The 26,252-nt window shown below is 57.1% G+C and carries 25 protein-coding genes; 21 read left to right on the top strand and 4 right to left on the bottom strand.

What is annotated here, in order from left to right; all coding sequences use genetic code 11:
* Positions 1 to 85: 85 nt before the first annotated feature.
* The gene (locus B3075_RS08635; RefSeq protein ID WP_290488095.1) at positions 86 to 1,441 is read left to right on the top strand and encodes an MFS transporter; all 1,356 of its coding nucleotides are present in this window, start codon (positions 86 to 88) and stop codon (positions 1,439 to 1,441) included.
* A gap of 178 nt (positions 1,442 to 1,619) precedes the next feature.
* On the opposite strand, the gene B3075_RS08630 is transcribed toward B3075_RS08635, so the two are convergent.
* Positions 1,620 to 2,630 (bottom strand): polyprenyl synthetase family protein, encoded by a 1,011-nt coding sequence (locus B3075_RS08630; RefSeq protein WP_290488096.1) that lies wholly within the window; start codon positions 2,628 to 2,630, stop codon positions 1,620 to 1,622.
* Between the two features lie 200 nt (positions 2,631 to 2,830).
* On the opposite strand from B3075_RS08630, the gene larC reads away from it, so the two are divergent.
* From larC to B3075_RS08550, 16 genes are all read left to right on the top strand, one after another.
* A complete protein-coding gene (gene larC / locus B3075_RS08625; RefSeq protein WP_290488097.1) occupies positions 2,831 to 4,027 on the top strand; it encodes a nickel pincer cofactor biosynthesis protein LarC in 1,197 nt (398 codons plus the stop codon).
* Positions 4,024 to 4,839, top strand: a complete 816-nt coding sequence (gene larE, locus B3075_RS08620) for an ATP-dependent sacrificial sulfur transferase LarE (RefSeq protein WP_290488098.1) — start codon at positions 4,024 to 4,026, stop codon at positions 4,837 to 4,839. Before larC ends, larE begins: the two co-directional genes overlap by 4 nt.
* Entirely contained in the window at positions 4,836 to 5,591 is a 756-nt protein-coding gene (gene larB, locus B3075_RS08615) for a nickel pincer cofactor biosynthesis protein LarB (RefSeq protein ID WP_290488099.1), read from the top strand. The genes larE and larB overlap by 4 nt, the downstream gene beginning before the upstream one ends.
* Positions 5,592 to 5,689: 98 nt before the next feature.
* On the top strand, positions 5,690 to 7,150 hold the full coding sequence (locus B3075_RS08610) for a glycoside hydrolase family 10 protein (RefSeq protein ID WP_290488100.1): 1,461 nt from the start codon (positions 5,690 to 5,692) through the stop codon (positions 7,148 to 7,150).
* 217 nt (positions 7,151 to 7,367) lie between these two features.
* Positions 7,368 to 8,012: a superoxide dismutase gene (locus B3075_RS08605; protein WP_290488101.1), complete on the top strand. Its 645-nt coding sequence runs from the start codon at positions 7,368 to 7,370 to the stop codon at positions 8,010 to 8,012.
* A gap of 147 nt (positions 8,013 to 8,159) precedes the next feature.
* Positions 8,160 to 9,251, top strand: coding sequence for an adenylyltransferase/cytidyltransferase family protein (locus tag B3075_RS08600; RefSeq protein ID WP_094135871.1), 1,092 nt, complete (start codon positions 8,160 to 8,162; stop codon positions 9,249 to 9,251).
* A 12-nt stretch (positions 9,252 to 9,263) separates the two neighbouring features.
* Positions 9,264 to 10,829 carry a murein biosynthesis integral membrane protein MurJ gene (gene murJ, locus B3075_RS08595; protein ID WP_290488102.1) on the top strand — a complete coding sequence of 522 codons (1,566 nt, stop codon included), beginning with the start codon at positions 9,264 to 9,266 and terminating at the stop codon, positions 10,827 to 10,829.
* 169 nt (positions 10,830 to 10,998) lie between these two features.
* On the top strand, positions 10,999 to 12,165 hold the full coding sequence (locus tag B3075_RS08590; protein ID WP_094135869.1) for a pyridoxal phosphate-dependent aminotransferase: 1,167 nt from the start codon (positions 10,999 to 11,001) through the stop codon (positions 12,163 to 12,165).
* Between the two features lie 158 nt (positions 12,166 to 12,323).
* The gene (locus B3075_RS08585) at positions 12,324 to 12,833 is read left to right on the top strand and encodes a YlbF family regulator (protein ID WP_012420623.1); all 510 of its coding nucleotides are present in this window, start codon (positions 12,324 to 12,326) and stop codon (positions 12,831 to 12,833) included.
* 268 nt (positions 12,834 to 13,101) lie between these two features.
* Positions 13,102 to 14,106: a tRNA dihydrouridine synthase DusB gene (dusB, locus tag B3075_RS08580; protein WP_290488103.1), complete on the top strand. Its 1,005-nt coding sequence runs from the start codon at positions 13,102 to 13,104 to the stop codon at positions 14,104 to 14,106.
* Positions 14,107 to 14,317: 211 nt separating this feature from the next.
* The gene (locus B3075_RS08575; RefSeq protein ID WP_290488104.1) at positions 14,318 to 15,958 is read left to right on the top strand and encodes a GspE/PulE family protein; all 1,641 of its coding nucleotides are present in this window, start codon (positions 14,318 to 14,320) and stop codon (positions 15,956 to 15,958) included.
* A 28-nt stretch (positions 15,959 to 15,986) separates the two neighbouring features.
* Positions 15,987 to 17,645, top strand: a complete 1,659-nt coding sequence (locus B3075_RS08570; protein ID WP_094135865.1) for a GspE/PulE family protein — start codon at positions 15,987 to 15,989, stop codon at positions 17,643 to 17,645.
* A gap of 70 nt (positions 17,646 to 17,715) precedes the next feature.
* Positions 17,716 to 18,984 carry a type II secretion system F family protein gene (locus tag B3075_RS08565; RefSeq protein WP_094135864.1) on the top strand — a complete coding sequence of 423 codons (1,269 nt, stop codon included), beginning with the start codon at positions 17,716 to 17,718 and terminating at the stop codon, positions 18,982 to 18,984.
* A 19-nt stretch (positions 18,985 to 19,003) separates the two neighbouring features.
* Positions 19,004 to 19,672 (top strand): prepilin-type N-terminal cleavage/methylation domain-containing protein, encoded by a 669-nt coding sequence (locus tag B3075_RS08560; RefSeq protein WP_094135863.1) that lies wholly within the window; start codon positions 19,004 to 19,006, stop codon positions 19,670 to 19,672.
* Positions 19,673 to 19,808: 136 nt separating this feature from the next.
* Positions 19,809 to 20,753, top strand: coding sequence for a glycosyltransferase family 2 protein (locus tag B3075_RS08555; protein ID WP_094135862.1), 945 nt, complete (start codon positions 19,809 to 19,811; stop codon positions 20,751 to 20,753).
* 8 nt (positions 20,754 to 20,761) lie between these two features.
* Complete coding sequence (locus B3075_RS08550) at positions 20,762 to 21,583, top strand: glycosyltransferase family 2 protein (protein WP_143245539.1); 822 nt, start codon at positions 20,762 to 20,764, stop codon at positions 21,581 to 21,583.
* 146 nt (positions 21,584 to 21,729) lie between these two features.
* Here the strand turns inward: B3075_RS08550 and B3075_RS08545 are convergent, their stop codons facing one another.
* Complete coding sequence (locus B3075_RS08545; RefSeq protein WP_094135860.1) at positions 21,730 to 22,185, bottom strand: nucleoside-diphosphate kinase; 456 nt, start codon at positions 22,183 to 22,185, stop codon at positions 21,730 to 21,732.
* A 103-nt stretch (positions 22,186 to 22,288) separates the two neighbouring features.
* Complete coding sequence (locus B3075_RS08540; RefSeq protein ID WP_256943524.1) at positions 22,289 to 23,077, bottom strand: hypothetical protein; 789 nt, start codon at positions 23,075 to 23,077, stop codon at positions 22,289 to 22,291.
* A gap of 93 nt (positions 23,078 to 23,170) precedes the next feature.
* Between B3075_RS08540 and B3075_RS08535 the strand changes: the two genes are divergently transcribed.
* The 3 genes from B3075_RS08535 to smpB all read left to right on the top strand — a co-directional run bounded on the left by B3075_RS08535 (position 23,171) and on the right by smpB (position 24,606).
* The gene (locus tag B3075_RS08535; RefSeq protein WP_179218332.1) at positions 23,171 to 23,737 is read left to right on the top strand and encodes a pseudouridine synthase; all 567 of its coding nucleotides are present in this window, start codon (positions 23,171 to 23,173) and stop codon (positions 23,735 to 23,737) included.
* 74 nt (positions 23,738 to 23,811) lie between these two features.
* Entirely contained in the window at positions 23,812 to 24,033 is a 222-nt protein-coding gene (locus B3075_RS08530; protein ID WP_094135859.1) for a DNA-directed RNA polymerase subunit omega, read from the top strand.
* Between the two features lie 114 nt (positions 24,034 to 24,147).
* Positions 24,148 to 24,606 (top strand): SsrA-binding protein SmpB, encoded by a 459-nt coding sequence (gene smpB, locus B3075_RS08525; protein WP_012420611.1) that lies wholly within the window; start codon positions 24,148 to 24,150, stop codon positions 24,604 to 24,606.
* Between the two features lie 182 nt (positions 24,607 to 24,788).
* Here the strand turns inward: smpB and B3075_RS08520 are convergent, their stop codons facing one another.
* Positions 24,789 to 25,352 carry a ribonuclease H-like domain-containing protein gene (locus B3075_RS08520; RefSeq protein ID WP_022198735.1) on the bottom strand — a complete coding sequence of 188 codons (564 nt, stop codon included), beginning with the start codon at positions 25,350 to 25,352 and terminating at the stop codon, positions 24,789 to 24,791.
* An 80-nt stretch (positions 25,353 to 25,432) separates the two neighbouring features.
* Here B3075_RS08520 and B3075_RS08515 point away from each other — a divergent pair, with 80 nt between their 5' ends.
* Entirely contained in the window at positions 25,433 to 25,897 is a 465-nt protein-coding gene (locus B3075_RS08515; RefSeq protein ID WP_290488105.1) for a tRNA (cytidine(34)-2'-O)-methyltransferase, read from the top strand.
* Positions 25,898 to 26,252 lie beyond the last annotated feature (355 nt).

Raw genomic sequence — 26,252 nt, 5'->3', positions numbered from 1 at the left:
CGTCTGAACGCATTCACCATGATGGCCTCCGCCCGGAGGCCATCATTTTTATTATTCTCTCCATCCTCTGCCTTTTCATCATCCAATGAGCGCCCTGCCCTCCCAATCCAGATACATCATCGGAACGGAAGCCTGCGAACGTTTCAGCTTCTACGGCATGAAGTCCATCCTCATGCTGTACATGACGGGCCACCTGCTGATGAGCGACAACTGGGCAACCTCCACCCTCCATATCTTTGTGGGAATGGTTTATCTGCTTCCCCTGGCGGGGGCATGGCTGGCGGACAAGGTCTGGGGCCGATATAAAACCATTCTTTATATTTCCCTGCTTTACTGCGTAGGGCACGGAGTTCTGGCGACAGCGGATCTTTTCCACACCATTGAAGCGCGCCGTTACATTCTCATGGCGGGCCTGTTCATCATCGCGCTGGGAGCCGGAGGCATCAAGCCATGCGTCTCCGCTTTTATGGGAGACCAGATTCCCAATAAGTCCCCGCAGTTAATGACCAAGGCCTTCAATGCCTTCTACTGGGCCATCAACCTGGGTTCCTTCTTCTCCTTCCTGGTCATTCCGGCCATGGAACAGCATTACGGGTACAGTTGGGCGTTTGCCGTCCCGGGCCTTTTCATGGGAGTCGCCACTTTCGTCTTCTGGCTGGGCCGCAAAAAATACCACAAAACGTCTCCGGATCGGAACAACGGCCAGGCCGGCTTCTGGAAAGTCCTTTTCATCATCCTGTTCCACGGAGGCTGGAAAAACGCGGAACAACGCTGCGGAACTTCTGCCGTGGAAGACACCAGGCACATCCTGAAAATCCTTTCCATCTTTGCCTTTATCATCCCATTCTGGTCCATTTTCGAACAGACGGCTTCCTCCTGGGTGGCCCAGGGCAGCAGGATGATTCCTCTTTCCATCCTGCTTCCGGGCGGTTCCTGGTCCATCGGGCCGGCCCAAATCCAGGCGGCCAATCCCATTTTTGTCATGGTGTTTATCCCCCTCATCACCGTATTTGTTTATCCCAGGGCGGTAACACTGGCGAAGCCCCTGGTGCGTCTCGGAACGGGGTTGGCCCTTAGTTCCGCTACATTCCTGATTGTCGCTTTCCTGCAATACCGGCTGGAAGAAGGAGCCTCCATGTCCATCGCATGGCAGCTGATTCCTTACTGCGTACTCACCATCTCTGAAATCCTGGTCAGCACCACCGGCCTGGAATTTGCCTATACGCAAGCTCCGGCGCATTTAAAAAGCCTCATCACCAGCTTCTGGAACCTCACGATTTTTGCAGGCAACATGCTGGTGGCCGCAATTACTTTTTTCCTGTCCAACGGAGAAGCAGCCAACGCCATTTCCACGGACCGCTTCATCCTGTACGCCGTACTGGCCGCCGTGGTGGCGGTAGCCTACTCCTTCCGGGCGCGCAGGTACGGAAAAACGGAATAAAGAAAACGCCGCCGTTCCCGAACATATGGCCGGGGTTTAATCATGTCTTGAAAAACAACCGGGCCGTAAGAGGGCAGCATGCAGCCCGGCCATTCCCTCCGTCAGGTTTCCTTTCGGAAAAGCGCCGGAAGACACAAATTACATGAGGATATGACCGAACAAAAAGTTCTGAAGAAGGTCAGGAGATACGGCAGTCGTTAAGCAGCTCGTCCATATAAAAGGTCATCTCCGCCAAAGCTTCACGGTATTCCGTTTGGGGAAGGAGCCACAGGATTTCGCGGGCCGCCTCGTTTTTCTCCAGCGCTACCTGAATCGCCTTGTCCAGCGCCTCCGCAAAAACGGGATTATCCTGAAAGGCGGAGTAATCCACTACTTCACGGTTTTCAATGGCGTCCCGCAGGGTCGCCTCCACATTCCTGTCACCGCATTCCAGCAAATTGAAGATGGGAAGGGTCAGCTTGCCCTTGGTGGCGTCCGTATGAAGCGTCTTTCCGGCGTCGTCTTCATCTCCCACCATGTCCAGGCAGTCGTCGTAAATCTGGTAGGCTACACCCAGCAGATCCCCCAGCTGATAGAGGGATTCTTCCACTTCCGGGGTTACTCCGGAAATCCAGCCTGCCCCCCCCGTAGCCGCGGAGAAAAGGGAAGCGGTTTTTTTCCGGATGATTTCAAAATATTCCTCCCGGGTCATGCTCAGATCATACAGGCGGCTGGACTGGGCCACTTCCCCCTGGCATACGTTCCTGACGGTATTCGCCAGCCTGCGGCAGAATTCCGTACTGCCGAATTCCGTGCCCAGCACCATGGCATGGGAAAAGAGAACATCCCCCAGCAGTACGGCGAGGCTGTTGCCCCAGAGGGCATTCGCCGTAGCCTCGTCCCGGCGTTTATCAGCCCCGTCAATCACGTCATCATGCACGAGGGAAGCCAGATGCACCATTTCCAGCAGAGCGCCCAGCCGGATATGGGCCGGTTTGACGCCGCCCGTAGCGCCGGCAACCAGCAGAACCAGGGCCGGCCGAAGCATTTTGCCCTTGGACTGGCATACCGTCTCCATGTAATCGGCCACCTCCGGGTCAAAACATGATGATTGCGCTTCAACAAACTCGGAAACCTGCTTCAATTCCGGCTTAACCAGTTGAAGATAGTGCTTCTGGGATCGTAATTTCGAAAAGAACGGAATGGACATGATATAGAACGGGGGCGGCGCTGGTCAGCGCCGCAGGGATTGTGGCATATTTAAAGTTCCCTAGCAATGTATTTCACAGGACATCTTTTCATAACCGGACGGCAATCCGCCAAACCCGATTCGCCAGGCGCCGGCCCCCTCCCGGGATAAGGCTCATTTTGACCTTGAGCCAGGAGTTTTTCCTTCTACACTGGGCCATCATGAGAGCCTTGGTCTATGATTGCAGTGCGGGCATCAGCGGAGATATGAATCTGGCCGCCCTGATTGATTTGGGAGCGGACCGGGAAAACCTGGAACGGGAACTGTCCAAATTGCATGTGCACGGGGAGTGGAAGCTGGAATGCCGCCGGGCGCAGCAGCACGGCATCCAGGGAACCCGGATTGACGTGCTGACGGAGGAAGAAGGGCATTCCGGCTGCAGCCATGCGCACCACCACCGGGCTATGGCTGATATACGAACGCTTATTGAGACAAGCGCCCTTTCCAACACCGTCAAACGGACGGCCCTTTCTATTTTCACCCTGCTGGCGGAGGCGGAAGCCCGCGTACACGGCACGGCTCCTGAGGAAGTACATTTCCATGAGGTGGGCGCAGTGGATTCCATCATCGATATCACGGGAGCCGCCATCTGCCTGGAAATGCTCCGGGTGGACGCCGTTTTCACCGGACCGGTGGAGCTGGGGTCCGGCACCGTAACCTGCCAGCACGGAACAATGCCCGTTCCTGCGCCGGCAACGGCTTTGCTGGCGAAACATTTCCGGGCCACCCTGAATGGAACCGCCCATGAGGCCACTACACCCACCGGAGCCGCCTACATTGCCGCCCTGGCGCAGCCCGTCCCCTCTCCGCTGGCAGGCCGGATTACCGCAACCGGCTATGGGATAGGCCACCGCCAGGGACTGCCCATACCGAATATTCTCCGGGTGATGCTGGTAGAAACGGAAGAAGTGGAAACTTCCCCGGAACTGCTGACGGAGCTGTGCGCCAATATAGACGATATGACGCCGGAACAGACTGCCTACCTGGCGGAAAAGCTGATGGAGGCAGGCGCTCTGGATACCTGGCAGGAGTCCGTCTGCATGAAGAAAGGCCGTCTGGCGGTCAAGGTTTGCGCCCTGTGCCTACCGGAACAGACGGACCGCGTGCGGGAAGCCTTCTTCCTGCACAGCAGCACGCCGGGCATCAGGCAACATGGCACGCTCCGCCATCTTTTGCGCCGGGAAAGCGCTCCTGTCCCTACGCCCCATGGAACGGTTCATGTAAAAACTTCTTTTATGCACGACCGACCCCATCACCGGAAAGCGGAATTTGAAGATTGCAGAACCCTGGCGGAAAAGACCGGGTTGCCTCTGGCGCAATGCCAGCTGATGGGGCTTTTTCCCCACACCTTCCCATGACGACGACGCCACAGACTCCGTTTGAACGGCTGCGCGCCGTCCTTCTCCCCAGGGAGCGCCTTGCCGTCGCCTTGTCCGGGGGGCTGGACAGCAGTGTGCTGCTTGCCGCCGCCGTCCAAATCCTGGGAGCGGATCACTGCCTGGCCCTGACCGCGCAAACGCCCTACGTGATGGAGGAGGAAGTGCGGGACAGCACGGCGTTATGCCGCCGCCTGGGCGTCCGGCAGGAAAAACTGGCGTTTCCCATCCCGCCCGCCCTTGCGAATAATCCGCCCCTGCGCTGCTATCTGTGCAAGCACGCCCTGTTTTCCTCCCTGGCAGACAAAGCGGCGGAGCTGGGGTTCCCTCTGCTGGCGGACGGCTCCAATCTTGACGACCTGGACGACTACCGGCCCGGACGCAGAGCTTTGCAGGAACTCGGCATTCCGAGTCCCTTTCTGGAAGCTGCCATGAACAAGGCGGATATCCGCCGTCTGGCCTGCTGGCTGGGCCTTCCGGAATCAGTCAGCGGCAAACCGGCCTACGCATGCCTGCTGACCCGGCTGGAACACAACCGTCCCGTAACGGAAGCCCTGCTGAGACGCGTGGACGCAGCGGAATCTTTCCTGAGGACCCTGGGGCTGAAAGGCTGCCGCGTCCGCGTCCACGGAGACAGCCTGGCCCGCATTGAATTGCCGGAAAAGGAAGGCGACCTGTTCTGGAACAGGAAACTTGCCGCCACCGTGGCGCGCCGACTGCGGGAACTGGGTTTCCGCCACATCACCCTGGATATGGAAGGATATTCCAGAGGGAGCATGAACGAACCATCATGAATGACATTACCGCCATCCTGCACCAGTTTGAGGAAGGTCGCCTTTCCACGGAGGAAGCGGCGGAAAAAATCCGGGCCGCCACCGCTCCCGCCTCTTCCCACACGGATATTGATTACAACCGCCTGGAACGTACCGGATGCCCGGAAGTCATTTACGGCGCAGGAAAAACGCCGGAGCAAATTGAAGAGATAGCCCGCAGTCTGCTTGCCGCCGGACAAAATGTTCTGGCTACGCGCCTGAGCGGGGAAGCTCTGGACTACCTGGCCCGCGCCTTTCCGGCGGCGGACATGCACCCGGCAGCCCGTCTCATGCGCATTGCTCCGAATCCCGTCCCGCGGACGAAGGGTTTCGTCGGCATCGTCAGCGCGGGGACCTCGGACCAATCCGTAGCGGAGGAAGCCGCCCTGACGGCGGAATTTCTGGGCAGCCGAGTAGTCCGGTACCGGGACTGCGGCGTAGCCGGCCTGCACCGCCTGGTCTCCCATCTGGATTCCATTCGCCAAGCTACCGCGCTGGTGGCCGTGGCGGGCATGGAAGGAGCACTTCCCAGCGTGCTGGCAGGCCTGGTAAAGGCCCCCGTGATCGCCGTGCCTACGAGCGTGGGCTATGGAGCCAATTTCCGCGGGGTGACCACCCTGCTCGCCATGATGAATTCCTGCGCCAACGGAGTTTCCGTCGTCAACATAGACAACGGTTTCGGGGCCGGATTCAACGCCCACCTGATCAACAGCCTGGCGTCCAGGCCCTGCTGAGGGGCGCCTCTCCATGACGAAACCTCCGGCATCCGTCATGGACAGATCCGCCGAATGGGCGTTAAATGTTCCGGAAACACCCCTTTCCCTCCCTCGTCATGACCAAATTTCCCCTGTTTCGTACCTTTTCCTGCTCCCTGCTTGCCCTGGCTTCCCAGGCGCTCGGGTGGCAGCCCTCCGGAGAATCCGTCCCCGCCGTCCCTCAGGAATTCCGCGCGGCATGGATATCCACCGTTCATAACATTGACTGGCCCTCCCGTTCCGGCCTCCCCGGAGCAGCCCAGCGCGCGGAGCTGTTGAACATTCTGAATACCTGCGCCCAGTTAAAGCTGAACGCCGTGTTTCTCCAGGTGCGCCCGAATGCCGACGCCCTGTACCGCTCTTCTCTGGAGCCATGGAGCCAGTGGCTCTCCGGCCCGGGAGTCAATCCGGGGTATGACCCTCTGGCCTTCGCCATTCAGGAGGCTCACCGCCGCGGCATTGAATTGCACGCCTGGTTCAACCCCTTCCGGGCGAAGGCCAACGTCAAGCATGCCGTAGGCCGCAACCATGTTTCCCTCATGCGCCCCGATTTGATGAAACGAACCGGCTCCGTGCTGCTGATGAACCCCAGCGCTTCCGCCTCCCGCGACCACGCGCTGAAAGTTATCATGGACGTCGTGCGCCGCTACGACATTGACGGGGTGCATCTGGACGACTATTTCTACCCCTACCCCACTCCCGGCCGGGCGTGGTCTCCCGCCGCCTTTGGAGACGGGAAATCTCCCTCCCAGCGCCGGAGCTATATCGACGACTTCGTACAGGACATGTACAAATCCGTCAAATCTTCCAAACCCTGGGTGCGGGTGGGCGTCAGCCCGTTCGGCATCTGGAGGCCGGGCGTTCCCGGCGGCATTGAAGCGGGAGTGGACGCCTACGAACACCTGGCCTGCGACGCCCGCAAGTGGCTTTCCCGCGGATGGGTGGATTACCTGGCCCCCCAGCTTTACTGGCGCTGCAGCCCAGCCAAGCAGAGCTTCCCCGCATTGATGCAATGGTGGGCTGCCCAGAACTCCAGACGCCCGGTGTGGCCCGGCATTGCCACGGCACGCATCATGAGCAGCGAAGACCCGGGCCGCCCTGCGTCTGAAATAGCGGCTCAGGTCAACTATTCCCGCAGCCTTGCCAGAACCGCCCCCGGGCAATGCTTCTGGAGCATCAAATCCATCATGCGGAATGCAGGAGGCATCCAGAAATACCTGAACAGATTGTATCCCTCCATGGCTGTTCCGCCCGCCATGCCCTGGTGCGGAACCGGCACGCCCGGACAACCGCAGAATTTTTACGTGGCGGACAACGGGTCCACCGTAACCCTCTCCTGGCAGCCGTCCGGCAATCCCTCCCGGAAATGGGCCGTTCAGGCGCGCTACGGCAGCCGGTGGGCCACGCGCATCCTCCTTCCGGGCAGCCAGACCCGCGTAACCCTGCCCAAATCTTTCCTGGGAGATGCGGGGTCTGTCGCCATCAGGGGCGTCAGCGCCTACGGGGCCCAGGGGCCGGCATCGGCCGTCAAGAGGTAGAAAAGCTTTTCCCCGGCCGCCACCCAGGGAGCATAATAAAACACCCGGGGTTCCAGTTTTTTTGAACAACTCCAAAACAACCCATGTCCAAACTCCCATGGATTCCCGTGGCGCGGACATGAACAGAAGACGTTTTATTGTTCTTTCCTCATTGGCGGCGCTGGGAACAATCAGCCAGGCCCGGGCAGCAGGGCCATTCCTACATTCACAACGCAAGATGACTAAAAAGCAAAATCCCTCCACGATCGGTTATGCCGACGGCAAATATGTGTTACCTCCCCTTCCGTACGCCTACGACGCGCTTGAACCCATGCTGGATGAAAAGACCGTGCGCATCCACCACGACAAGCATCATGCGGCCTATGTCGCCGGCGCCAATGCCGCGGCTGAAAAGCTCCGTGAAATTGCGGACGGGAAGCTGGAAGCTTCCGCCACCACCAACTGGGTGCGCAACTTGTCCTTCAATGTTTCCGGCCATGTTCTCCATACCATTTACTGGACCAACATGACGCCTGATCCCAAAAAAGAGCCGCAAGGTCCTCTGGCAGATGCCATCAAGGAAAAATTCGGTTCTCTGGAAGCCATGATGAAGGAATTCAAGGCGGCCTCCCAGGGCGTGGAAGGTTCCGGCTGGGGCATTCTGGGCGTGGACCCCGTCAGCAAGACGCTGGTAATCTGCGGGGCGGAAAAACATCAGAATCTGGAAATTCCCGGCCTTGTCCCCATTCTCGTCTGCGACGTTTGGGAACACGCTTATTATCTGAAGCACCAGAACCTCCGGGCGGACTATATTGAAGACTTCTGCCGCCTGATCAACTGGGACGATGTGGAACGCCGCTACCAGGAAGCCATGGCTTCCTGACCGTTCTTTGCAAAGGTTGATTTTCTTACCCCTGACGGCACGGGCTTCCTTCAGCCCGTGCCGTTTTTTGATATACCTGCATCTCGCTCTTGCATCCGGCGCGGCAATAGGGCATACTGCCGCAGACTAATTATCATTTTCACACGTATGAAAAAAGTTTTCGTCTCCGGTTGCTATGATATTGTCCACGCTGGCCATATCCAGTTTTTTGAAGAAGCCCGTGCTCTGGGCGACTTTCTGATCGTCTCTTTTGCTTCGGAACCCGTGCTGTGGCACCACAAGCAGCGCAAGCCGTCCATTCCGGACGAACACAAAAAAGTTCTGCTGGAAAGCCTGCGCATGGTTGACAAGGTTATTCTGGGTACCGGCATGAAGAAAGGCCTGGATTTTGAAGAGGAATTTCTTCAGGAAAAACCGGACATTCTGGCCGTCACGGAAGATGACCTTTACAGCGATATCAAGAAAGAGCTGTGCGCCCGCGTCGGAGCCGATTATGTGGTGCTTCCCAAAACGCCCCCCAAATTCACTCCCGTTTCCACCACCATGCTGGTGAACCGCATTAAGGCCCCGTCCTCCGTACCTCTTCGCGTGGACTTCGCCGGGGGATGGCTGGATGTGCCCCGCTACTCCAGAAAAGGTTCCTATGTGGTCAACTGCGCCATCACCCCCATGGTTTCCCTCTGCGAATGGCCGTATGAAAAACGTTCCGGGCTGGGAGGCAGCGGCGCGTGGGCCATGTTGGAAGGGCGCGATCCGGTCGCTTCCGAACTCGCTCTGGGCGTCGGCTGGCAGGATCCCGCCGTCATCGCGGAAACGGGGTTGTGCGTATGGCGCTCCGGCAGTTCTCCGGTGCTGGACGTCAAAGGCACGGGCGACTTCCTGGAAGGCAGAATGGCTATTCTATACACGGGCGAGGAACACGACACTCCAAAAATGGCGGATGAACAACGGGACTACGTACGCATCTCCCAATCCTCCCTCATTGCCCGCACCGGAGTGCTGGAACGCAACATCAATACCCTGGCGGCAGGCGTAGCCCTGTATTACAGCGTACAGCTTGACGAAGGAATGCGGCCCCTGCCGGATATTCCCAACGCCCTTGCAAAAAAATACCTGGGGGGCGGCTACGGAGGATATGCCCTGTACCTTTTCCCCTGCCGGGATGATCGCGATCAGGCTGTCAAGGACAACCCGGCAATGAAAAAGGTGGAGCCTTATTGCCGCCAGCTGTTCAAGTAGACTCCCTCTTCCATGTCCCTGATGCGGAACAGCCTGGTTGCCTCCAGCGCTATCTTTGCCTGTCGCCTGACAGGCATGGTCAGGGAAGTTGTGTACACCTCCCTGTTCGGGGCTACCGGGGCCCTGGACGCCTTTTACACGGCTTTCCGCATCCCTAACCTGTTAAGGGACCTGTTTGCGGAAGGAGCTCTCTCCCAATCCTATACCAGCGTAGCCTCCAAAACGAGGGAGGCGCAGGGCGATGCGGCCGCGTGGGAACTGACCAACAAGGTGGCAACCCAGCTTTCCACCCTGATGATCGCTATTGTAACCCTGGGGATTCTGTTTGCGGGGCCCGTCATGGAAGCCCTTTACAGCGGGGATCACTCTCCGGCGGAGCAATTGTTCGCCACGGACCTGAGCCGCCTCATGTGGCCTTTCATCGGCTTCGCCTCCCTGTCCGCCCTCATCATGGGAGCGCTGAACATAGTGGGAGTTTTCGGATTGCCCATGCTGGCCTCCGCCGCTTTCAACGTTACTTCCGTCCTGTTCGGCCTGCTGATCGGATATTTCATTGATCCATCCTTCGGCCCCAAAGCTTTGTATGGTTTTGCCTGCGGCGTTACCATCGGGGGCATGGCCCAGATTGCCGTGCAGCTTCCCAAACTCAGAAAAACCGGCTTCCGCTGGAAACCCAATTTCCGCTGGGACGATCCCCGCATGCGCAAAATCTGGGGGCTGATGCTTCCCTCCGTGCTGGCTTCAGGCGTGACGCAATTCACCATCTTCATCAATACGGGGTTCGCTCTGGATCTCCAAAAAGGCTCCGTCACCGCCCTGACCACGGCGTTCCGCCTCTGGCAGCTTCCCGTGGGGCTCTTCGGAGTAGCGACGGGCATGGTGGTGCTGCCCGCCGTTTCCCGCATGATGGTGGGAGACGGGAGAAAGGAAGTGGCCGTCCACATCGCCAAGGGGTTGCGGCTGGTGGCATTCTTTGCGGTACCCGCTTTTCTCATCCTCTCCATCCTGGGAACGGAATTCGTCTCCGCCGTGTACCAGTGGGGGCGCTTTAACCAGGAGGCCGTGCGCTACACGGGGGAAGTGCTGGGGGCCTATTCCCTGGGCCTGCTGGGCTATGCCGGAACCAAGGTGGTGCAGCCCGTCTTCCTGGCTCTTGAAAAACGCTGGGTTCCTCTGATCGCCGCCGCCGCGGCTCTGGCCATCAGCATCGGCCTCAACTACTGTTTTGTCTATATCCTGCATAAAAACGCGGCGTGGCTGGCGCTGACCACCTCCGTAGTCACTACCTTCAATTTTCTCTTTTACTTCCTTTACCTGCGCCGCCAGCTGGGCGGCGCAGACGGACGGACGCTGCTTTCCGGGCTGTCCAGAATCATGGCGGCGGGAATATTGCTGGGTGCGGTGTGCTGGGCAGGCAAGACATGGTTCCTCCAGGGCTTCCTGAACTGGCCCTTCCCGGCCAGAGTGCTGGGGATATCCCTGGTCTGCGGCTGTGCCGGCATCGTTTATCTGGCGGCCGCTTTCCTGCTGAAAACGCCGGAGCTGGAAGCGGTGCGCGCCAAACTCCTGAAACGCTGACGGGAAAATTCCCTTCTACAAAGGGAGAAACGCCCTCCGCAAGAAAAAGAATGGCCGCCGCAAGCATTCTCCTTGCCAGGGGTGCGCTCAGTGAGTAAAGTTTTTCCGCTTATGCGGAGAATAGCCTGTTTTCCGCCAGGGCATCAAAATTTACGACTGCACCACAACAATGGACATGATTTCCCCCAGCATTGCGGCATTGACCCCTTCCCTGACCCTCAAGGTGACCAACCGGGCCAAGGCTATGAAAGCCTCCGGTGAAGAAGTTTACGGTTTGGCAGGCGGTGAACCTGAAATGGACACCCCGGAAAACATCAAACAGGCAGCCATCGAGGCCCTGAACAACGGAGCCACCAAATATACGCCTTCCGCCGGTCTGCCCGCACTCCGCCAGGCCATTGCTGAAAAGCTCAAGAGGGAAAACAACCTGGAATACGATTTCACCCAGATCACTGTGGGAGCCGGCGCCAAGCATGCCTGTTTCAACGCCATCATGGCGACCGTATCCGAGGGAGACGAAGTCATCATCCCCGCACCGTACTGGGTCAGCTATCCGGAAATGGTCCGCATGTGCGGCGGCATTCCCGTCATCGTGGAAACTACGGCGGAAAACGGATGGAAGCTTACCGCCGAACAATTTGAGGAAGCCATGACCCCCCGCACCAAAATGGTCATCCTCACTACCCCGAACAATCCGACCGGAGCCGTTTATTCCGAAGAAGAACTGCGCGCCCTGGGAGAAGTGGCCCTGAGCGAAGACATCCTCATCCTGGCTGATGAAATTTACGAACACCTCGTATATGGAGACACCAAGCACGTCAGCATCGCCTCCCTCAGTCCGGAACTGTACGACCTGACCATCACCATCAACGGCTTTTCCAAGGGCTACGCCATGACCGGCTGGCGCCTGGGCTACTCCGCAGCTCCGGCCGCCATTGCCAAGGCCATCCAGATGATTCAGGACCACACTACGTCCAACGTCTGCACCTTCGCCCAGTATGGCGGTATTGAGGCCCTTACGGGAGACCAGAGTTTCATCAGCGACATGCGCGACGAATACGACATGCGACGCCAATACGTTTACTCCCGCCTCAGCGCCATCCCGAATATCAGCGTTGTGGAACCGCAGGGCGCTTTCTATTTCTTTGTGGACACGAGCAGGCTGGGGCTCACCTCCCTGAACCTGTGCGACAAGCTTCTGGAACGCTACAAGGTCGCGGCCGTCCCCGGCATCGCCTTCGGCAATGACAAGGCCATCCGCATCAGCTACTGCACCACGCTGGACATTCTGAAGGAAGCGCTGGACCGTTTTGAAGAATTCTGCAAGGCGCATTAAAAAACGTTGATCGTCATCAAAAGGCGTTCCGCTTGACGTGGAACGCCTTTTTATTCTTCTGGACTTCCCGCCTGCAGCAAATCTGCGTCAAGGAAATGCACGCCATGCCTCGCAACCGGATTGCCCTGCACGAAAAGACATGATTAAATAAATTCCATATGAATACTCCCGTTCTCAACGACAACCTGCGCGCCGCCACGGAAGCCCTTTGCAACCTGCTCGCCAAGGAAGACAAAGTTGTGGCCTCCAAGGCAAAAATAGGTCTCTTTTTCCAGAATCCTGAAGCAACCAAGCTTTTTGAAGAAGTCAACGCTTACGGCGAAGAACTGCGCAACAAGCACCTGGCCGGGATGCCTCCTACCGAAGAGGAAATTTCCAAGTTCGACGCCCTGCGTGAAAACGTCATCAAAAATGATGCGGCCCGCGGCTTCCTGGAAGCGCGCCAGACCATTGACGAACTTCTGAACACCATCAATCATTATCTGGGCATGTCCATTGACCTGGGCCGCGCCCCCACTCCAGAAGAAATAGAGGAAGCCCGCCAGCGCGCCATGAGCGCCCAGTCCTCCTGCTCCTGCGGCGGCCAGTGCGACAAGGAAAATTGTGATTGCGACGGCAAGTGCGACCACGACCACAAGGACGGCGGTTGCGGCTGCGGCAACCATTAAAACAATCTTTCAACTTTTGCCAAACGGCTTCACTCAACAAGTGAAGCCGTTTTTTCTTCCTGAAAACGCACGCAAAGATGTTGTCCTGCACGCCTGCAATTCCCTCCGGGAAACCGGGAGGAATACCGCGCCTCTTTATCGCTCACCGTATTTTTCCAAAGTTCCGATGCCTGCGCAGTACCGTCATGTTGCGTCTTCCCCTCCCCGCCCAAACAGGCAAGATGCTTGAATGGAATAGAAACCCGTGCTAGCCTCACCCTAAGGAATCATGACTTTTTCCAACCGTCCCGCTCCCCTCCCGTTCTTCAAAACGGATTTCCCACTGTTCCTGGCTCCAATGGCAGGAGTGACGGACCCTATATTCCGCACCATCTGCAAGGAACTGGGAGTGGATGTGATGGTGACGGAATTCGTCTCTGCGGAAGGCATTCTCCAGGCATGGGAGAGGAACCGCAGGTACGCAAAGATAGAAAATGCCCACCGCCCCATAGGCATCCAGCTCTTCGGGGCGGACGGAAACCACATGGGAGAGGCGGCCAGAATGATCCTTGACCATGAGAAGCCGGATTTTATCGACATCAACTTCGGCTGCCCGGTTCCCAAAGTGGTTGGCAAAAATGGAGGTTCTTCCCTCCTGAAAGATCTGCCCCTGCTGGCTTCCGTAGCCGGAAGCGTCGTGAAAGCCGTAGGAGAACGAATCCCCGTCACAGCCAAAATACGCATTGGCTGGGATTTCCAGAGCCTGTGCGCCATGGACGCGTGCCGCCTGCTGGAGAATGAGGGAATTTCCATGATTACCATTCACGGACGCACCCGCTCCCAGCAGTATTCGGGGACGGCCAACTGGGACATTATTGACGAATGCGCGCGGGCCATGTCCGTGCCGGTTATCGGGAACGGGGATATTTCCACCCCGCAGGCAGTAGCGTATGTAAAAGAGAATACGGCCGTCAGCGGCGTCATGATTGGTCGTGCGGCCATGGAAAACCCATGGATTTTCGGAGACGCCAAGTATTATCTGCTGCACGGGGCCATGCCGCCGGCCAGAGCCCCGCAGGAAAAGACAAACCTGATTTTGCGGCATGCCCGGATGGCCCTGGAGTCCCGCCATTATGGGGACGAACTTCACACCATGCGCCATATGAGGTCACGAATCCTGACTTATACGAAGGGATTTCCCGGCGCCAAGGAAATGCGCTCCCGCCTGGTGCGCGTATCCAGCATGTCGGAACTGGAAGACCTGCTTTCCAACCTTCCCGGCCAGAAGCCCTGAAAACAGGGAAAATCCCTCCTTCCGGGAGATTCCGCAGGTTCGGGAAACGGCGGAGAGGGAAAGAGTTTTTTTCCTCCTCCGCACACGCCTGAAAAAAAATGCCATTTTGAGGGAAGCTAAGTTGACTTTACGTTCCGAACCTGTCAGAAATAGGGGAGTATCCTGCCGCTCCATTTCGGCAGACTTTCAACAATAGCATCCAGAGATCGACGTGTACTCCAACGAATCATATCTCATCGAACTTCTTACGCAGGCCGGATATCTGAATGAAGAAATTCTTCAGTACGCGCGCAGTCAAAAATCTCCCACCCAGGACCTGGTCGATTTTCTGATTCAGGCCAATTATCTTACGGAAGACGTCATCGCCCAGGTGGCGGCGTCCAACTCCCTTCTCCCCGTTGTAGACCTGGGCGCCATGCACATTCCCCAGGAGGTGCGCGAACTCATCACGCCGGAACTTGCCAGACGTTTCCGGGCCATTCCCATTTCCGACGACGGTTTTTCCATCAACATAGCCATTGACGATCCCCTGAATCTGGAGACGATGGACAGCCTGCCCCAGCTGATGGGACGGGACGTGATTTTCAGCGTCGCCACCCGCAGCGCGGTAGAAAGCCGGTTAAATGAATTTTACCGGGATCTGAGCGTTCCGGAAGAAACCGACGGACTGGAAGGGGAGGACGCTCCCATTATCCGGCTGGTGCAGCAAATGCTGACGGACGCTTTCAAGATGAGGGCCTCCGATATTCACATTGAACCCATGGAAAACAGGCTCCGCATCCGCTACCGCGTGGACGGCAAGCTGGTGGAGGTTGCCACGCATCCCAAAAAACTGCTCAGCCCCATCATCGCGCGCCTCAAGGTAATGAGCACCACCATGAGCATTGCGGAAAAACGCATGCCCCAGGACGGACGCATCCAGATGAGCATCGGCGGCAAGCAAATCGACCTCCGTGTTTCCTCCGTCCCCAGCAACCACGGGGAAAGCATCGTCATGCGTATTCTGGATAAATCCGCCCTGGTGCTGGGCCTTCCCCAGCTCGGATTTTTCTCGGATGATGAAGCCGTGTTCGACCGCCTCATCACCCTGCCGGACGGCATTATCCTGGTAACGGGGCCTACCGGCTCCGGTAAGACCACGACCCTCTACGCGTGCCTGAACCACATCAACCGCCCGGATAAAAAAATCATCACGGTGGAAGATCCTGTGGAATATGAACTCTCCGGCATCAACCAGGTCATGGTGAAAGCGGATATCGGCATGACCTTCGCCGCCGCCCTGCGCGCCATGCTCCGCCAGGCTCCCAACATCATTATGATTGGGGAAATTCGAGACATGGAAACAGCCAGTATCGCCATCAACGCCTCCCTGACGGGGCACCTCGTATTCTCCACCCTTCACACCAATGATGCTCCCAGCGCCGTGGCCCGTCTGGCAGACATCGGCATCAAACGCTTCCTGATCGCCTCCTCCGTCCGCGCCATCATGGCCCAGCGTCTCGTCCGCAAGCTGTGTGACCGCTGCAAGGTGGACGGCGCTCTGACGGAAAAGCAGGCGCATACGCTGAACATTGATATGTCCCGTCTTGCCCAGGGCCAAATCAAGGCGCCCCACGGCTGCGACTTTTGCCGCGGCGGCGGATTCAAGGGACGAATGGGCCTGTTTGAAATTTTCGAAATCGACGACGAGGTGCGCCGCATGATTAACGAGAACCTGACTTCCCCCCAGCTGCGCCAGCGCGCCCGGGAACTGGGCATGAGAACCTTGAGAGAAGACGGCGTACGCAAAGTGCTGGCCGGGCTTACTTCTCCGGAAGAAGTGCTGAACGTCACCATGGGAGACGCCAACTGATTTTTCCCCGCTATTCATTCTGCTTATTATGGACACCAACCTCACACTGGAACTTTTTATCGGCCGGGGAATGATCGACAAATCCCTGGCAAAGGACATCAAGGAGGAAATGACCGCCTCCGGCAAGGAACTGCCGGAAGTGCTTGCGGACTTCGGCATTATCGGCAGCAAGGACGACATCTGGCAGATGATCGCCAGCGACCTGGGCACGGAATTTATTACACTGGACAACTTCCAGCCTGACCCGAATGTGCAGAACATGATGCCGGCCACGCTCGTGCGCCTGCACGGGGCGCTCCCTGTCCGGCACGGCCCGGAAGGCCTGTACGTCTGCCTGGTGGATCCCCTGAATCCCCAGACGGTAGAAGACCTGCGCTTCGCCCTCGGCCAGGACATCCATGTTCTGGTAGCGCCGGATTACCAGATTTCCGACCGTATCAATGAACTCTATGGAGGCGAATCCGCCGCCATGTCCGACCTGATGCAGGAACTAAACAACATGCAGGTCAACAATGAGACGGAAGATTCCGCTGCCGCTCCCGTCATCCGCTTTGTGGACCTCGTCATTACGCAGGCCATCAAGGAGAAGGCCTCCGACATTCACTTTGAACCCTTTGAGAAGGAATTCAAAATCCGCTACCGTGTGGACGGCGCCCTGTATGAAATGCAGCCGCCCCCCGTTCACCTGTCTGTGCCGGTCATTTCCCGCGTCAAGGTCATGGCGAACATGAACATTGCGGAACGTCGCATTCCGCAGGACGGCCGCATCGTCAAGCAGATAGGGGACCGTTCCGTGGACATGCGCGTTTCTTCCCTCCCCACTCAGTACGGAGAATCCGTAGTGCTCCGCGTCCTGGACCGTTCTTCCGTCAACCTGAACATGGACAATCTGGGGCTTCCCTCGCATATCCACGAGTATATTCTGGACACAGTCCACAAACCCAACGGCATTTTCATCGTTACCGGCCCCACCGGCGCCGGCAAGACAACCACGCTGTATGCCGCCCTGCGTGAAATCAATACCATTGATTCCAAGGTTCTGACGGCGGAAGACCCCGTTGAATACGACATTGACGGCATCATCCAGATTCCCATCAATGAAGCCATCGGCCTGGACTTCCCAATGGTGCTGCGCGCCTTCCTGCGACAGGACCCGGACCGTATTCTGGTGGGGGAAATGCGAGACATGGCAACAGCTCAAATCGCCATCCAGGCATCCCTGACGGGGCACCTGGTTCTCTCCACCCTGCATACGAACGACTCTGCCGGAGCCATTACGCGACTGGTGGACATGGGGTGCGAACCTTTCCTGGTGGCCGCCTCCCTGGAAGGGGTGCTTGCCCAGCGCCTGGTGCGCACCATCTGTCCGGACTGCCGCACGCCGTATGAACCCTCATCCACCATCCTCTCCCAGCTTGGCGTATCTCCCTATGAATTGGGGGACAAGCACTTTTTCACGGGCCGCGGCTGTGATAAATGCTCCAATTCCGGCTACAGGGGCCGCAAGGGAATTTATGAGCTTCTGGATATTAACGACACCCTGCGTGACATGATTACGGATCGCGCTCCTTCCGTGGTGCTAAAACAGAAAGCCATTGAAATGGGTATGTCCACGCTGCGGGAAGACGGGCTGAGAAATATTTATGACGGCAACACTACTATTGAAGAAGTGCTGAAATATACTTAATGGACAACCGGCGCCATTGCTTCCCCCCTTATTTCAACCACCAAGAAAAAACACTTAAAACATAATATATATGCCTAAATATCAATATACAGCACTTGACCATAAAGGCGACCAGAAAACAGGCGCCCTGGAGGCCAATTCCGAAGCGGAGGCCATGGAAGCCATCCGGGCGCATGGCCTGTACCCCACCCAGATCGTAGAAGCGGGCAAGGGCAAAATTCAGCAGACGCCTGCCGCCAAGAAAAAGGCCAAGGGGGCCAAGAAGCAAAAGGGCAAGCTGGGAGGCAAAATCAAAGCCAAGGCTCTGATGATTTTCACCCGCCAGCTTGCTACGCTGATTGACGCAGGGCTTCCCCTGCTCCAGAGTCTGAACGTGCTGGCCAAACAGGAGGCAAACCCCAACCTGCGCGTAACCATCGAAGCTCTGGGAGATTCCGTTCAAGGCGGCTCCACCTTCTCGGAAGCCCTGGCCCAACACCCCAGAATTTTTGACCGTCTGTTTGTCAACATGGTTAAGGCAGGGGAACTGGGCGGCGTGCTGGAAGTCGTGCTGAACCGTCTGGCGGAATACCAGGAAAAGGCTCAAAAACTGAAAAGCAAGGTGATCTCCGCCATGGTGTACCCCTCCATCGTCCTGTTCATCGCCGTAGGCATTGTGATCTTCCTGATGCTGGTCATCGTGCCCAAATTCAAGGCGATGTTCGCAGAGCAGAATCAGGAGCTTCCCGGTATTTCCGAGTTTGTGTTCGGCATCAGCGACTGGTTCATGGCCGCTCCCTTCTTCGTACCCAATGCCGTCATTCTGGCCGCTGTAGTCGCCATCCTGTACGCTGTCTTCACGGCCATGAGCAAGACGCCCAACGGACGCCGCAAGATTGACTCCGCACTGCTGACAATGCCGGTCATCGGCAATGTCCAGAGCAAAAGCGCCATCGCCCGCTTTGCCCGAACCTTCGGCACGCTGGTGACTTCCGGCGTTCCCATCCTCCAGGCGCTTACCATCACGAAGGACACCGCCGGCAACATGATCGTGGGAGACGCCATCGGCCTCATCCATGACTCCGTCAAAGAAGGCGAATCCGTAGTGACGCCCATGTCCTCCTCCAAGCTTTTCCCGCCCATGGTGATCTCCATGGTGGACGTGGGGGAAGAAACAGGCCAACTGCCGGACATGCTCCTGAAAATCGCGGATGTGTATGACGATGAAGTGGACAATGCCGTGGGAGCCATGACCTCCATGCTGGAACCCATCATGATCGTATTCCTGGCCGTGGTCGTGGGCGGCATTGTGTTCGCCATGTTCCTGCCCCTCCTGCAGGTTATTGAAAAGATGGGGTAACCCGCTCAAGCAGAAGCAGATGAAAAATCACTCCGCATACTGCAGGCTCCGGGAGGCAAAGGGGTTCACCCTCATGGAAATCCTGGTGGTGATGGTGATCATCGTGGTGCTGGCCACGCTGACCATCTCCATTTACACCTGGCTGGAAACCAGAAAGAATGAACAGGCTACGGAATCCATTGTCCGCAAAATTGAAATGGGGCTGGAGAGCTACCACAGCGACCATGACCGCTATCCCTACGGCACGGAAGCTCCCTTCAACAATCACGGCGTAGCCGTGGCCGACGGGGAGGAATACAGCTCCAATGTAGTTTACATGGCCCTGTTCGGCGACCATAAGAATGAGGGTGTCCCTGCCAGGGATACAACCATTTACAATGACGAGCTGAATCCCTCTACGCAGCCCAAAAGCAATCCGACTGTCCGGGAGGTCCATGTGAAAGGCAAGGACGGCAGACCGGTTACCCTTTATATTCTGGCGGATCCATGGGGTTCTCCCTACCGTTACCGCCTGGGCAGCGAACAGTCCATCCCCACCAGAACTGACAAGGCCAGAAACCTGAAAATGGGCAACGGCCTGAATCCGGATTATGATTTCTGGTCTTTTGGAAAAGACGGGGATAGTGATTTGAAAGACCCGCACGCCCCTGAAAACGAAGATGACATCGGCAACCTGCCGAAATTCTGACTTTACCGGTATTTTGCCGCTCACGGCTTCCTTCTCCGGCAGCCTTCCTCCGCCAAAAGGCGGAGGAAGGCTTTGTGCATGCTAGGACTATTTTCTGGTATCCGTACAGCCTCTCAAGTATGATTCGGGCACTGATATGAAACGCATTTCCCTGATCATTCCCTGCCTGAATGAAGAAGAAGCCATTCCGGTGTTCAAGCAAGAAGTAGACCGGGTTTTCAAGGAACGCCTGGAGGGCTATTCCCCGGAACTTATCTTCGTGGACGACGGTTCCACGGACCGTTCCCTTGAAATAATTAAGAAACTGGCGGAATATTCCCCTGAGGTAAAATTCATTTCCTTCTCCCGCAATTTCGGAAAGGAAGCCGCCATCTATGCGGGCCTGGAAGCGGCCACAGGGGATTATGCCGCCGTCATGGATGTGGATCTCCAGGATCCTCCCTCCCTGCTCCCGGATATGGTGAAAGCCATTGAAGAGGAAGGGTACGACTGTGCGGGGACGCGACGCGTCACCCGGCAGGGGGAACCGCCGTTGCGGTCCTTTTTCGCCCGTGCCTTTTACAAGACCATTCACCAGATATCGGATACCCGCATCGTAGATGGAGCCCGGGACTACAAGCTGATGACCCGTCCCGTACTGGAAGCCCTGCTTTCCCTGAAGGAGTACAACCGGTTTTCCAAAGGGCTGTACGAATGGGTGGGGTTCCGGACCAAATGGTTTGAATATGAAAATGTGGAACGTGTGGCAGGACAAACCAAGTGGTCTTTCTTCAAGCTGTTCCTGTATTCCATTGAAGGCATTGTGGCTTTTTCCACCGCCCCCCTGGCGCTGGCCTCCATCATGGGGGTGCTTCTTTCCTTCATCTCATTCCTTTCCATCATTATCTTGACGGTCCGCGAATTAATCTGGCCCCATTCCGCCTACGGCTGGACTTCCCTGGTATGCGTCTTCTGCATGATGGGCGGCATCGTGCTGCTGTGCCTGGGCATTCTGGGCCAGTACCTGGCCAAGACTTATACGGAAGTTAAAAAGCGCCCTATTTACATCGCCAAGGAACGTTCCATCAAGCCTTTTAACTGACCTTGCCCATGGACACAGAACCGGACTTCAGCATCATTACGCCCAGCTATAATTACGCCCGCTACGTGCGGGAATGCATAGAGAGCGTCCATAACCAGAAAGGAGCCACATTTGAACACATCATCCAGGATGCAGGCTCCACGGACGGCACCCTGGATATCCTGCATTCCTATCCTCACCTGAAACTGCATGTGGAGAAGGATTCCGGCATGTCAGAAGGCATTAACCGCGGCTTCCGCAAAGCGCGCGGGAAATGGGTAATGTGGCTGAATACGGATGACCGGCTGCTGCCGGGAGCTCTGGCGGCGGTCAAGGCCTTTGCGGATTCCCGCCCGGATGCGGATATCGTGCACGGAGCATGGAATTTCATCGGGCCGGACGGAGATATCCAACGCGCCATGAAAGCCCTGCCCTACAGCCTGAACATGCACATCTGGTACGGAACCTATCTGGCCTCCACGGCATTGTTCCTGCGCCGGAGCACTACTATTGAAGAGGGGTTTCTGCTGGACGAGCGTTTCCACTATGACATGGACGGGGAATATTACGCGCGCCTGGGCCGTGCCGGAAAGAAATTCGTGCATTACAACAGGCTGCTGGCGGATTTCCGCTGGCATGGCGACAATCTGAGCGCCCCCAACATCGAACGCCGGGACATGGACGCGGAATTAAAGCGCCAGAAGCAGCACGGGGAGGATGCCGCCATCAAGCGCATTTACGGCTATTCCTTTTCCAAGCACAGCTGCAACAATATCATGGACGGCTTCATGCGCGAGGCCTACCGCATGAAAAAGGCCTTCCTTTATCTCACCACTCCTTGGGAAAAGTAATCCGTTCTTTTCTGCTTTTCCCTGCAAAACCGCTGTATTCCCTCTTCATCATCCCATAGGAGGCACAGTTCCGACACGACCAAGGCCGCAACTGCGACAACAGCTGCGGCCTACAATGAACCGGACGGGAAAAAGGCGGCCTTCGCTTAATTAAGGCCGTCAAACAATTCTTCTTCCCGGAAAAATCTTGCCAGCTCTACAGCGGCGGATTCACGGCTGTCGGACGCATGGCAGATGTTCATCATGCTGTCTGTTCCGTAATCGCCGCGGATTGTGCCTTTCTCCGCCTTCTGGGAGTTGGTGGGCCCCAGCAGTTCGCGCACGCGCACAATAACGCCGGGCCCCTTCAGGGCGATGGCGATGACCGGAGAACTGGTCATGAAATCAAGCAGCTTCGGGAAAAGCGGTTCTCCGTTGATAACCAGGTCCAGAATGTGGGCGTAATGTTCCCGGAGAACCGGTTCGTCAAGCTGAATCATCTTTATGCCGCGCAGGCGAAACCCTTCGGACAAAAAACGTTTCAGAATGGTGCCGGAAAGGTTTTTCCGCACACAGTCGGGCTTCAGCAGAATCAGCGTTGTTTCTTCTTGAGTGTCTGGCATAAACTTAGCGAAGTTTCAGGATGAAGTGAGGGAATTACACCTTAATCCCCGTCAGGTCAAGGATAATTGCGCAACTGGTCTTTTCCGTCAGGAAAGGAATTCGTCACCAATTCCTCTTATAGGAATCGCACCGGTTCCGCCATCCGGCAAGCCAGCGCGCTTCTCCGCGGTCCGGGGGGCTGTTGTCCACGCGGCGCTGAAGCACCCTTTTGGCCGCTTCCGCGAATTCAACCGCCGCGGGCTGTCCGGGAGAAACAGGCCGCATTTCTTCCAGCACCTGCCTGAGCCCCCAGCCCCTCCCCCCGTACTGTTCCGCCGGATTGGTTCCTTCTCCCTTGAAATTCACGTAGTCAATCAGGGCGTACATGCCGTTGGGCGCCGCCGCCACGGCATAATAGCGGGCCGCCATCTCTTCCGGGCGGCGGGATTGGCTCTTGATACGCTCCAGAGCGGCCACAGACCTGGCAATAATGAAATCCGCCTGCATTTGCAGGGCCGCCGGACTGGACAACCACCGGCGCATTTGTTCAGGAAGACCGCCGCGAACATCCGCCGCTTCAAACTCATCCCTGGTCCGCCACGGAGCCGCACCGGAAAACCATTCCGGAACCCGGCCTCCCTTCCTGCGGCAGAAATGAATGAAAGAAGGGAAACTTTCCTCAAACCTTTCCGTGACTCCGGCTGGGAACCAGATGAAATGTCCGATGCCCAGGGAAGGAAACGCCTCTCCCCGGTTCCAGGAAACCAGCCCCTTTATTGTCCCGGCACATTCGTTTTGCCAGATTTTCCGCGCAATTTTTGCCTTCACTTCTGCCGTATCCGGCGCGGCCTGAACCCAGGAGGGCACGCAGCACGCAAGCATCAGGACGCAGCCTGCCGTTTTTCCATGCATGCAGATACTTTCCTTCCCCAACGCAGACAAGTCAAGCCGCTTCAAATTCCCGTGCCAAAGCCGGCATTTCATGCTACCCTCGCCGCACACGGCATGATTCTGGCGTTCAATAAACCTTACGGTGTTCTCTCCCAATTTACGAAGGAGGCTCCCCACCACCGGACACTGGCCGAATTCGGTTTTCCTCCCGGCGTGTATCCTGTCGGAAGGCTGGATGCGGATTCGGAAGGGCTGCTTCTTCTATCCGATGAGAAGGGCTTGGCGGACCGTCTCCTGAACCCCTCCGGCAGGCATCCCAGAACCTATTGGAGCCAGGTGGAAGGCACTCCTTCCGAAACGGACCTGCGCCCGCTGGAACTCGGTGGCCTCCGCATCCGCGGGCACTGCACGCTGCCTTGCCGGGCACGCCTCATGCGCAGGGAGCCTGACGTGCCGCCCCGCATCCCTCCCGTCCGCTACCGCGCCTCCATTCCCACTTCATGGCTGGAATTGACGCTGGTGGAAGGGAAAAACCGCCAGGTGCGGCGCATGACCGCCGCCATCGGCTTTCCCACGCTCCGGCTTCTGCGCGCCAGAATCGGAAATTTCTCCTTGTCGGGACTGAAACCCGGCTCATGGAAAGAGCTGGATTCCCGCGAACGGAGGCAGCTCATGCCGTAATATAGGCTTGATTCCGGGCAGAAGCCGCCCTTATATGTTTTTCCGCATCAGGATATCCACCTAGACCTTTTTACATGAAAGCCGAACTCGTCGAACAAGCCTCCAAAATCATTTCCGAGCCCCAGATGCTGATCAACGTGGTCTCCCGCCGCGTTGCCCAGCTTAATAATGGCCGCGCTCCGCTGGTACCCACCACGCCCCATATGGGCAACGCGAACATTGCCCTGACGGAGATCATTGAAGGCAAGCTCGTCTATCATGCGGAATCCGGCGACCTCCAGGAAGACAACCAATAACAATACATTCCCTTTATTGCCGTTCCGAACCGGAATTCCGTACGGAATCCTCTCTATCCAGCAAGGCCCCGGTCTCCCAGTCCGGGGCCTTTTCCTCCTTCTCCCCTTCGTGCCATGAGCTCCGACATTTCCACCAACAAAAAAGCCCGCCGGGATTACGAAATTCTGGACACCTACGAATGCGGCATGGAACTCAAGGGCACGGAAGTCAAGTCCATCCGCGCCGGCAAGGTGAACATTGCCGATTCCTTCGCCAGGGTGGAAAACGGCCAGATGCTCCTGTACGGCTGCGACATCCAGCCCTGGGAGACAGCAGGAGAATTCTTCCAGCACCAGGCGCGCCGCCCCCGCCGTCTTCTTCTCCATAAACGGGAAATCTTCAAACTGGAGCAGCAGACTTCCCAGAAAGGCTGCTCCCTGGTGGCTCTCAAGCTGTACTGGAAAAACGGCAAGGTGAAACTGGCTCTTGGCCTGGGCAAGGGCAAAACCCACCGCGACCAACGCTACGATTTGAAAGCCCGCGTGGAAATGCGCGAAGCCCAGCGGGAAGTGGCCCGCATCAACCGCCGGTAAGCCAAACGGCAACCATGCGGTTGCCGTCCGCCTCCTGCCGGAAGCTTTTTCTCTGCCCCTGCCATTTCTTGATAACCGGCATCCGCCCGGGACAAACGGCAGCGCCGCCAAAGGCGGGAAACCAGACACATTCCAGCACCCGGGGAAAAAACGGCCACAGCCGTCCGGAAATGCCCACAGAATTACAACTTCCAATCTACGGGCAATTCCACCTGGCCGCCCTTTTTATCATCATAACGGATGAAACCGTGCTCCGCACCGTACCAGTGCACATCCCTCGTCACCTTCACGTCAAAACAGCAATAACGGGCTATATCCATTAAAAGCTCCGTATTGCCCGTCTGCACGTATTCCGCCCACCATTTGAGAGCCTGGGTGCCCACGGCCGTTTTTGAAGAACCGATGGAGGCGGCCGCCACGGAATCCAGCTTGACGCGCACTCCCCCGCGCTGTTCGATGTCCTTGCACAAATCAAGGTTGTTCGTGATATCAATCATGTTCCACATCGTATAACGCTGCAACACGCCATAGTCGAAATGCTCGTGGTTGTAACCCACCACCAGGTCGGCCTGGGAAAGCTGCCGGATGAGATCATCCACCATTTCCTCGGAATAAATCGTATATTTTCCGGAAGCCGTGGAATAAGTCACGCCCACGGAAAGGCGCATCTCGGCCGTATTGTGCCAGCCGCCCACCTCCGCCGCGGAATGACGGGTTTCCAAATCAAAATACACGATGTCTCTCATCGGGTGAAAACGTACATTATTTGCCACTTTTGGACAAGTCCCACTTGAACGGGAGGCATGTTTGTGATGAGAATAAGCGCATGCAGCCCCGTTTCCACATCGTCATGTTTCATCCGGAAATTCCGCATAATACGGGAGCCGCCGGACGGTTGGCTCTAGCAACGGGTTCCAGGCTCCATCTGATCAAACCTTTGGGGTTCAGCCTGGATGAAAAGCATGTGCGCCGTACGGGGCTGGACTATTGGGCCAAAGTGGATCTGCATGTCTGGGACAGCCTGGAGGAATTGAAGCAGGCGGCAGCCCCCGGCGCGCAATTCTGGTACCTGAGCACCAAGGCGCCACGTTCCCATTGGAATGCGGTTTTTCATGCGGGGGACTATCTGGTTTTTGGACCGGAATCCAGAGGACTGCCGGAAAGCATGCTGAGAGAGCACGCAGATACCGCCCTGACGATTCCGATGCCCGGGGAAGGAGCCCGCAGCCTGAATCTATCCACAGCCGTAGCTGTTGTTCTTTATGAAGGACTGCGCCAGACAGGCATTTGACGAGGCCGCCGCGGCCATCACGGGAAAAAGGGATCTGAAAATGCCTGCCGGCTCTTTTCCGGCATATTTCCTGCGCATCAAATATTCTTCTATGGGAAAGGCATAAAACTCCACCGTAACACGGGCCACCCGGTCAGACGGGTTGTGGGGGACTCCCGCCAGCCCCCCCCGGAATCACTTGAAAGGCGTCTCTGCAAAAGCGCCATGTGCTCCACTATATGGAAGACCGGTCAAAAGAACATCAACGTCTAGAACTAACCGCTAATATAGAATCTCCGGAATCCCGCAGCCCAAAGGCTCACCGCCAGTACTACGGGAATCATTTCCCCAGCCAGACGGAACGGAGAGAAGGAAG

This window comes from Akkermansia sp. UBA7090, from assembly GCF_002493465.1.
In the GTDB taxonomy this organism is placed as follows: domain Bacteria; phylum Verrucomicrobiota; class Verrucomicrobiia; order Verrucomicrobiales; family Akkermansiaceae; genus Akkermansia; species Akkermansia muciniphila_A.
The sequence above is the reverse complement of the archived record's forward strand: the minus strand, read 5'-3'. Positions and strand labels throughout refer to the sequence as shown.

Coding starts and splice junctions, on each gene's coding strand:
- B3075_RS08635 (WP_290488095.1), top strand. CDS start 86: ATGAGCGCCCTGCCCTCCCAATCCAGATACATCATCGGAACGGAAGCC.
- B3075_RS08630 (WP_290488096.1), bottom strand. CDS start 2,630: ATGTCCATTCCGTTCTTTTCGAAATTACGATCCCAGAAGCACTATCTT.
- larC (WP_290488097.1), top strand. CDS start 2,831: ATGAGAGCCTTGGTCTATGATTGCAGTGCGGGCATCAGCGGAGATATG.
- larE (WP_290488098.1), top strand. CDS start 4,024: ATGACGACGACGCCACAGACTCCGTTTGAACGGCTGCGCGCCGTCCTT.
- larB (WP_290488099.1), top strand. CDS start 4,836: ATGAATGACATTACCGCCATCCTGCACCAGTTTGAGGAAGGTCGCCTT.
- B3075_RS08610 (WP_290488100.1), top strand. CDS start 5,690: ATGACCAAATTTCCCCTGTTTCGTACCTTTTCCTGCTCCCTGCTTGCC.
- B3075_RS08605 (WP_290488101.1), top strand. CDS start 7,368: ATGACTAAAAAGCAAAATCCCTCCACGATCGGTTATGCCGACGGCAAA.
- B3075_RS08600 (WP_094135871.1), top strand. CDS start 8,160: ATGAAAAAAGTTTTCGTCTCCGGTTGCTATGATATTGTCCACGCTGGC.
- murJ (WP_290488102.1), top strand. CDS start 9,264: ATGTCCCTGATGCGGAACAGCCTGGTTGCCTCCAGCGCTATCTTTGCC.
- B3075_RS08590 (WP_094135869.1), top strand. CDS start 10,999: ATGGACATGATTTCCCCCAGCATTGCGGCATTGACCCCTTCCCTGACC.
- B3075_RS08585 (WP_012420623.1), top strand. CDS start 12,324: ATGAATACTCCCGTTCTCAACGACAACCTGCGCGCCGCCACGGAAGCC.
- dusB (WP_290488103.1), top strand. CDS start 13,102: ATGACTTTTTCCAACCGTCCCGCTCCCCTCCCGTTCTTCAAAACGGAT.
- B3075_RS08570 (WP_094135865.1), top strand. CDS start 15,987: ATGGACACCAACCTCACACTGGAACTTTTTATCGGCCGGGGAATGATC.
- B3075_RS08565 (WP_094135864.1), top strand. CDS start 17,716: ATGCCTAAATATCAATATACAGCACTTGACCATAAAGGCGACCAGAAA.
- B3075_RS08560 (WP_094135863.1), top strand. CDS start 19,004: ATGAAAAATCACTCCGCATACTGCAGGCTCCGGGAGGCAAAGGGGTTC.
- B3075_RS08555 (WP_094135862.1), top strand. CDS start 19,809: ATGAAACGCATTTCCCTGATCATTCCCTGCCTGAATGAAGAAGAAGCC.
- B3075_RS08550 (WP_143245539.1), top strand. CDS start 20,762: ATGGACACAGAACCGGACTTCAGCATCATTACGCCCAGCTATAATTAC.
- B3075_RS08545 (WP_094135860.1), bottom strand. CDS start 22,185: ATGCCAGACACTCAAGAAGAAACAACGCTGATTCTGCTGAAGCCCGAC.
- B3075_RS08540 (WP_256943524.1), bottom strand. CDS start 23,077: ATGCATGGAAAAACGGCAGGCTGCGTCCTGATGCTTGCGTGCTGCGTG.
- B3075_RS08535 (WP_179218332.1), top strand. CDS start 23,171: ATGATTCTGGCGTTCAATAAACCTTACGGTGTTCTCTCCCAATTTACG.
- B3075_RS08530 (WP_094135859.1), top strand. CDS start 23,812: ATGAAAGCCGAACTCGTCGAACAAGCCTCCAAAATCATTTCCGAGCCC.
- smpB (WP_012420611.1), top strand. CDS start 24,148: ATGAGCTCCGACATTTCCACCAACAAAAAAGCCCGCCGGGATTACGAA.
- B3075_RS08520 (WP_022198735.1), bottom strand. CDS start 25,352: ATGAGAGACATCGTGTATTTTGATTTGGAAACCCGTCATTCCGCGGCG.
- B3075_RS08515 (WP_290488105.1), top strand. CDS start 25,433: ATGCAGCCCCGTTTCCACATCGTCATGTTTCATCCGGAAATTCCGCAT.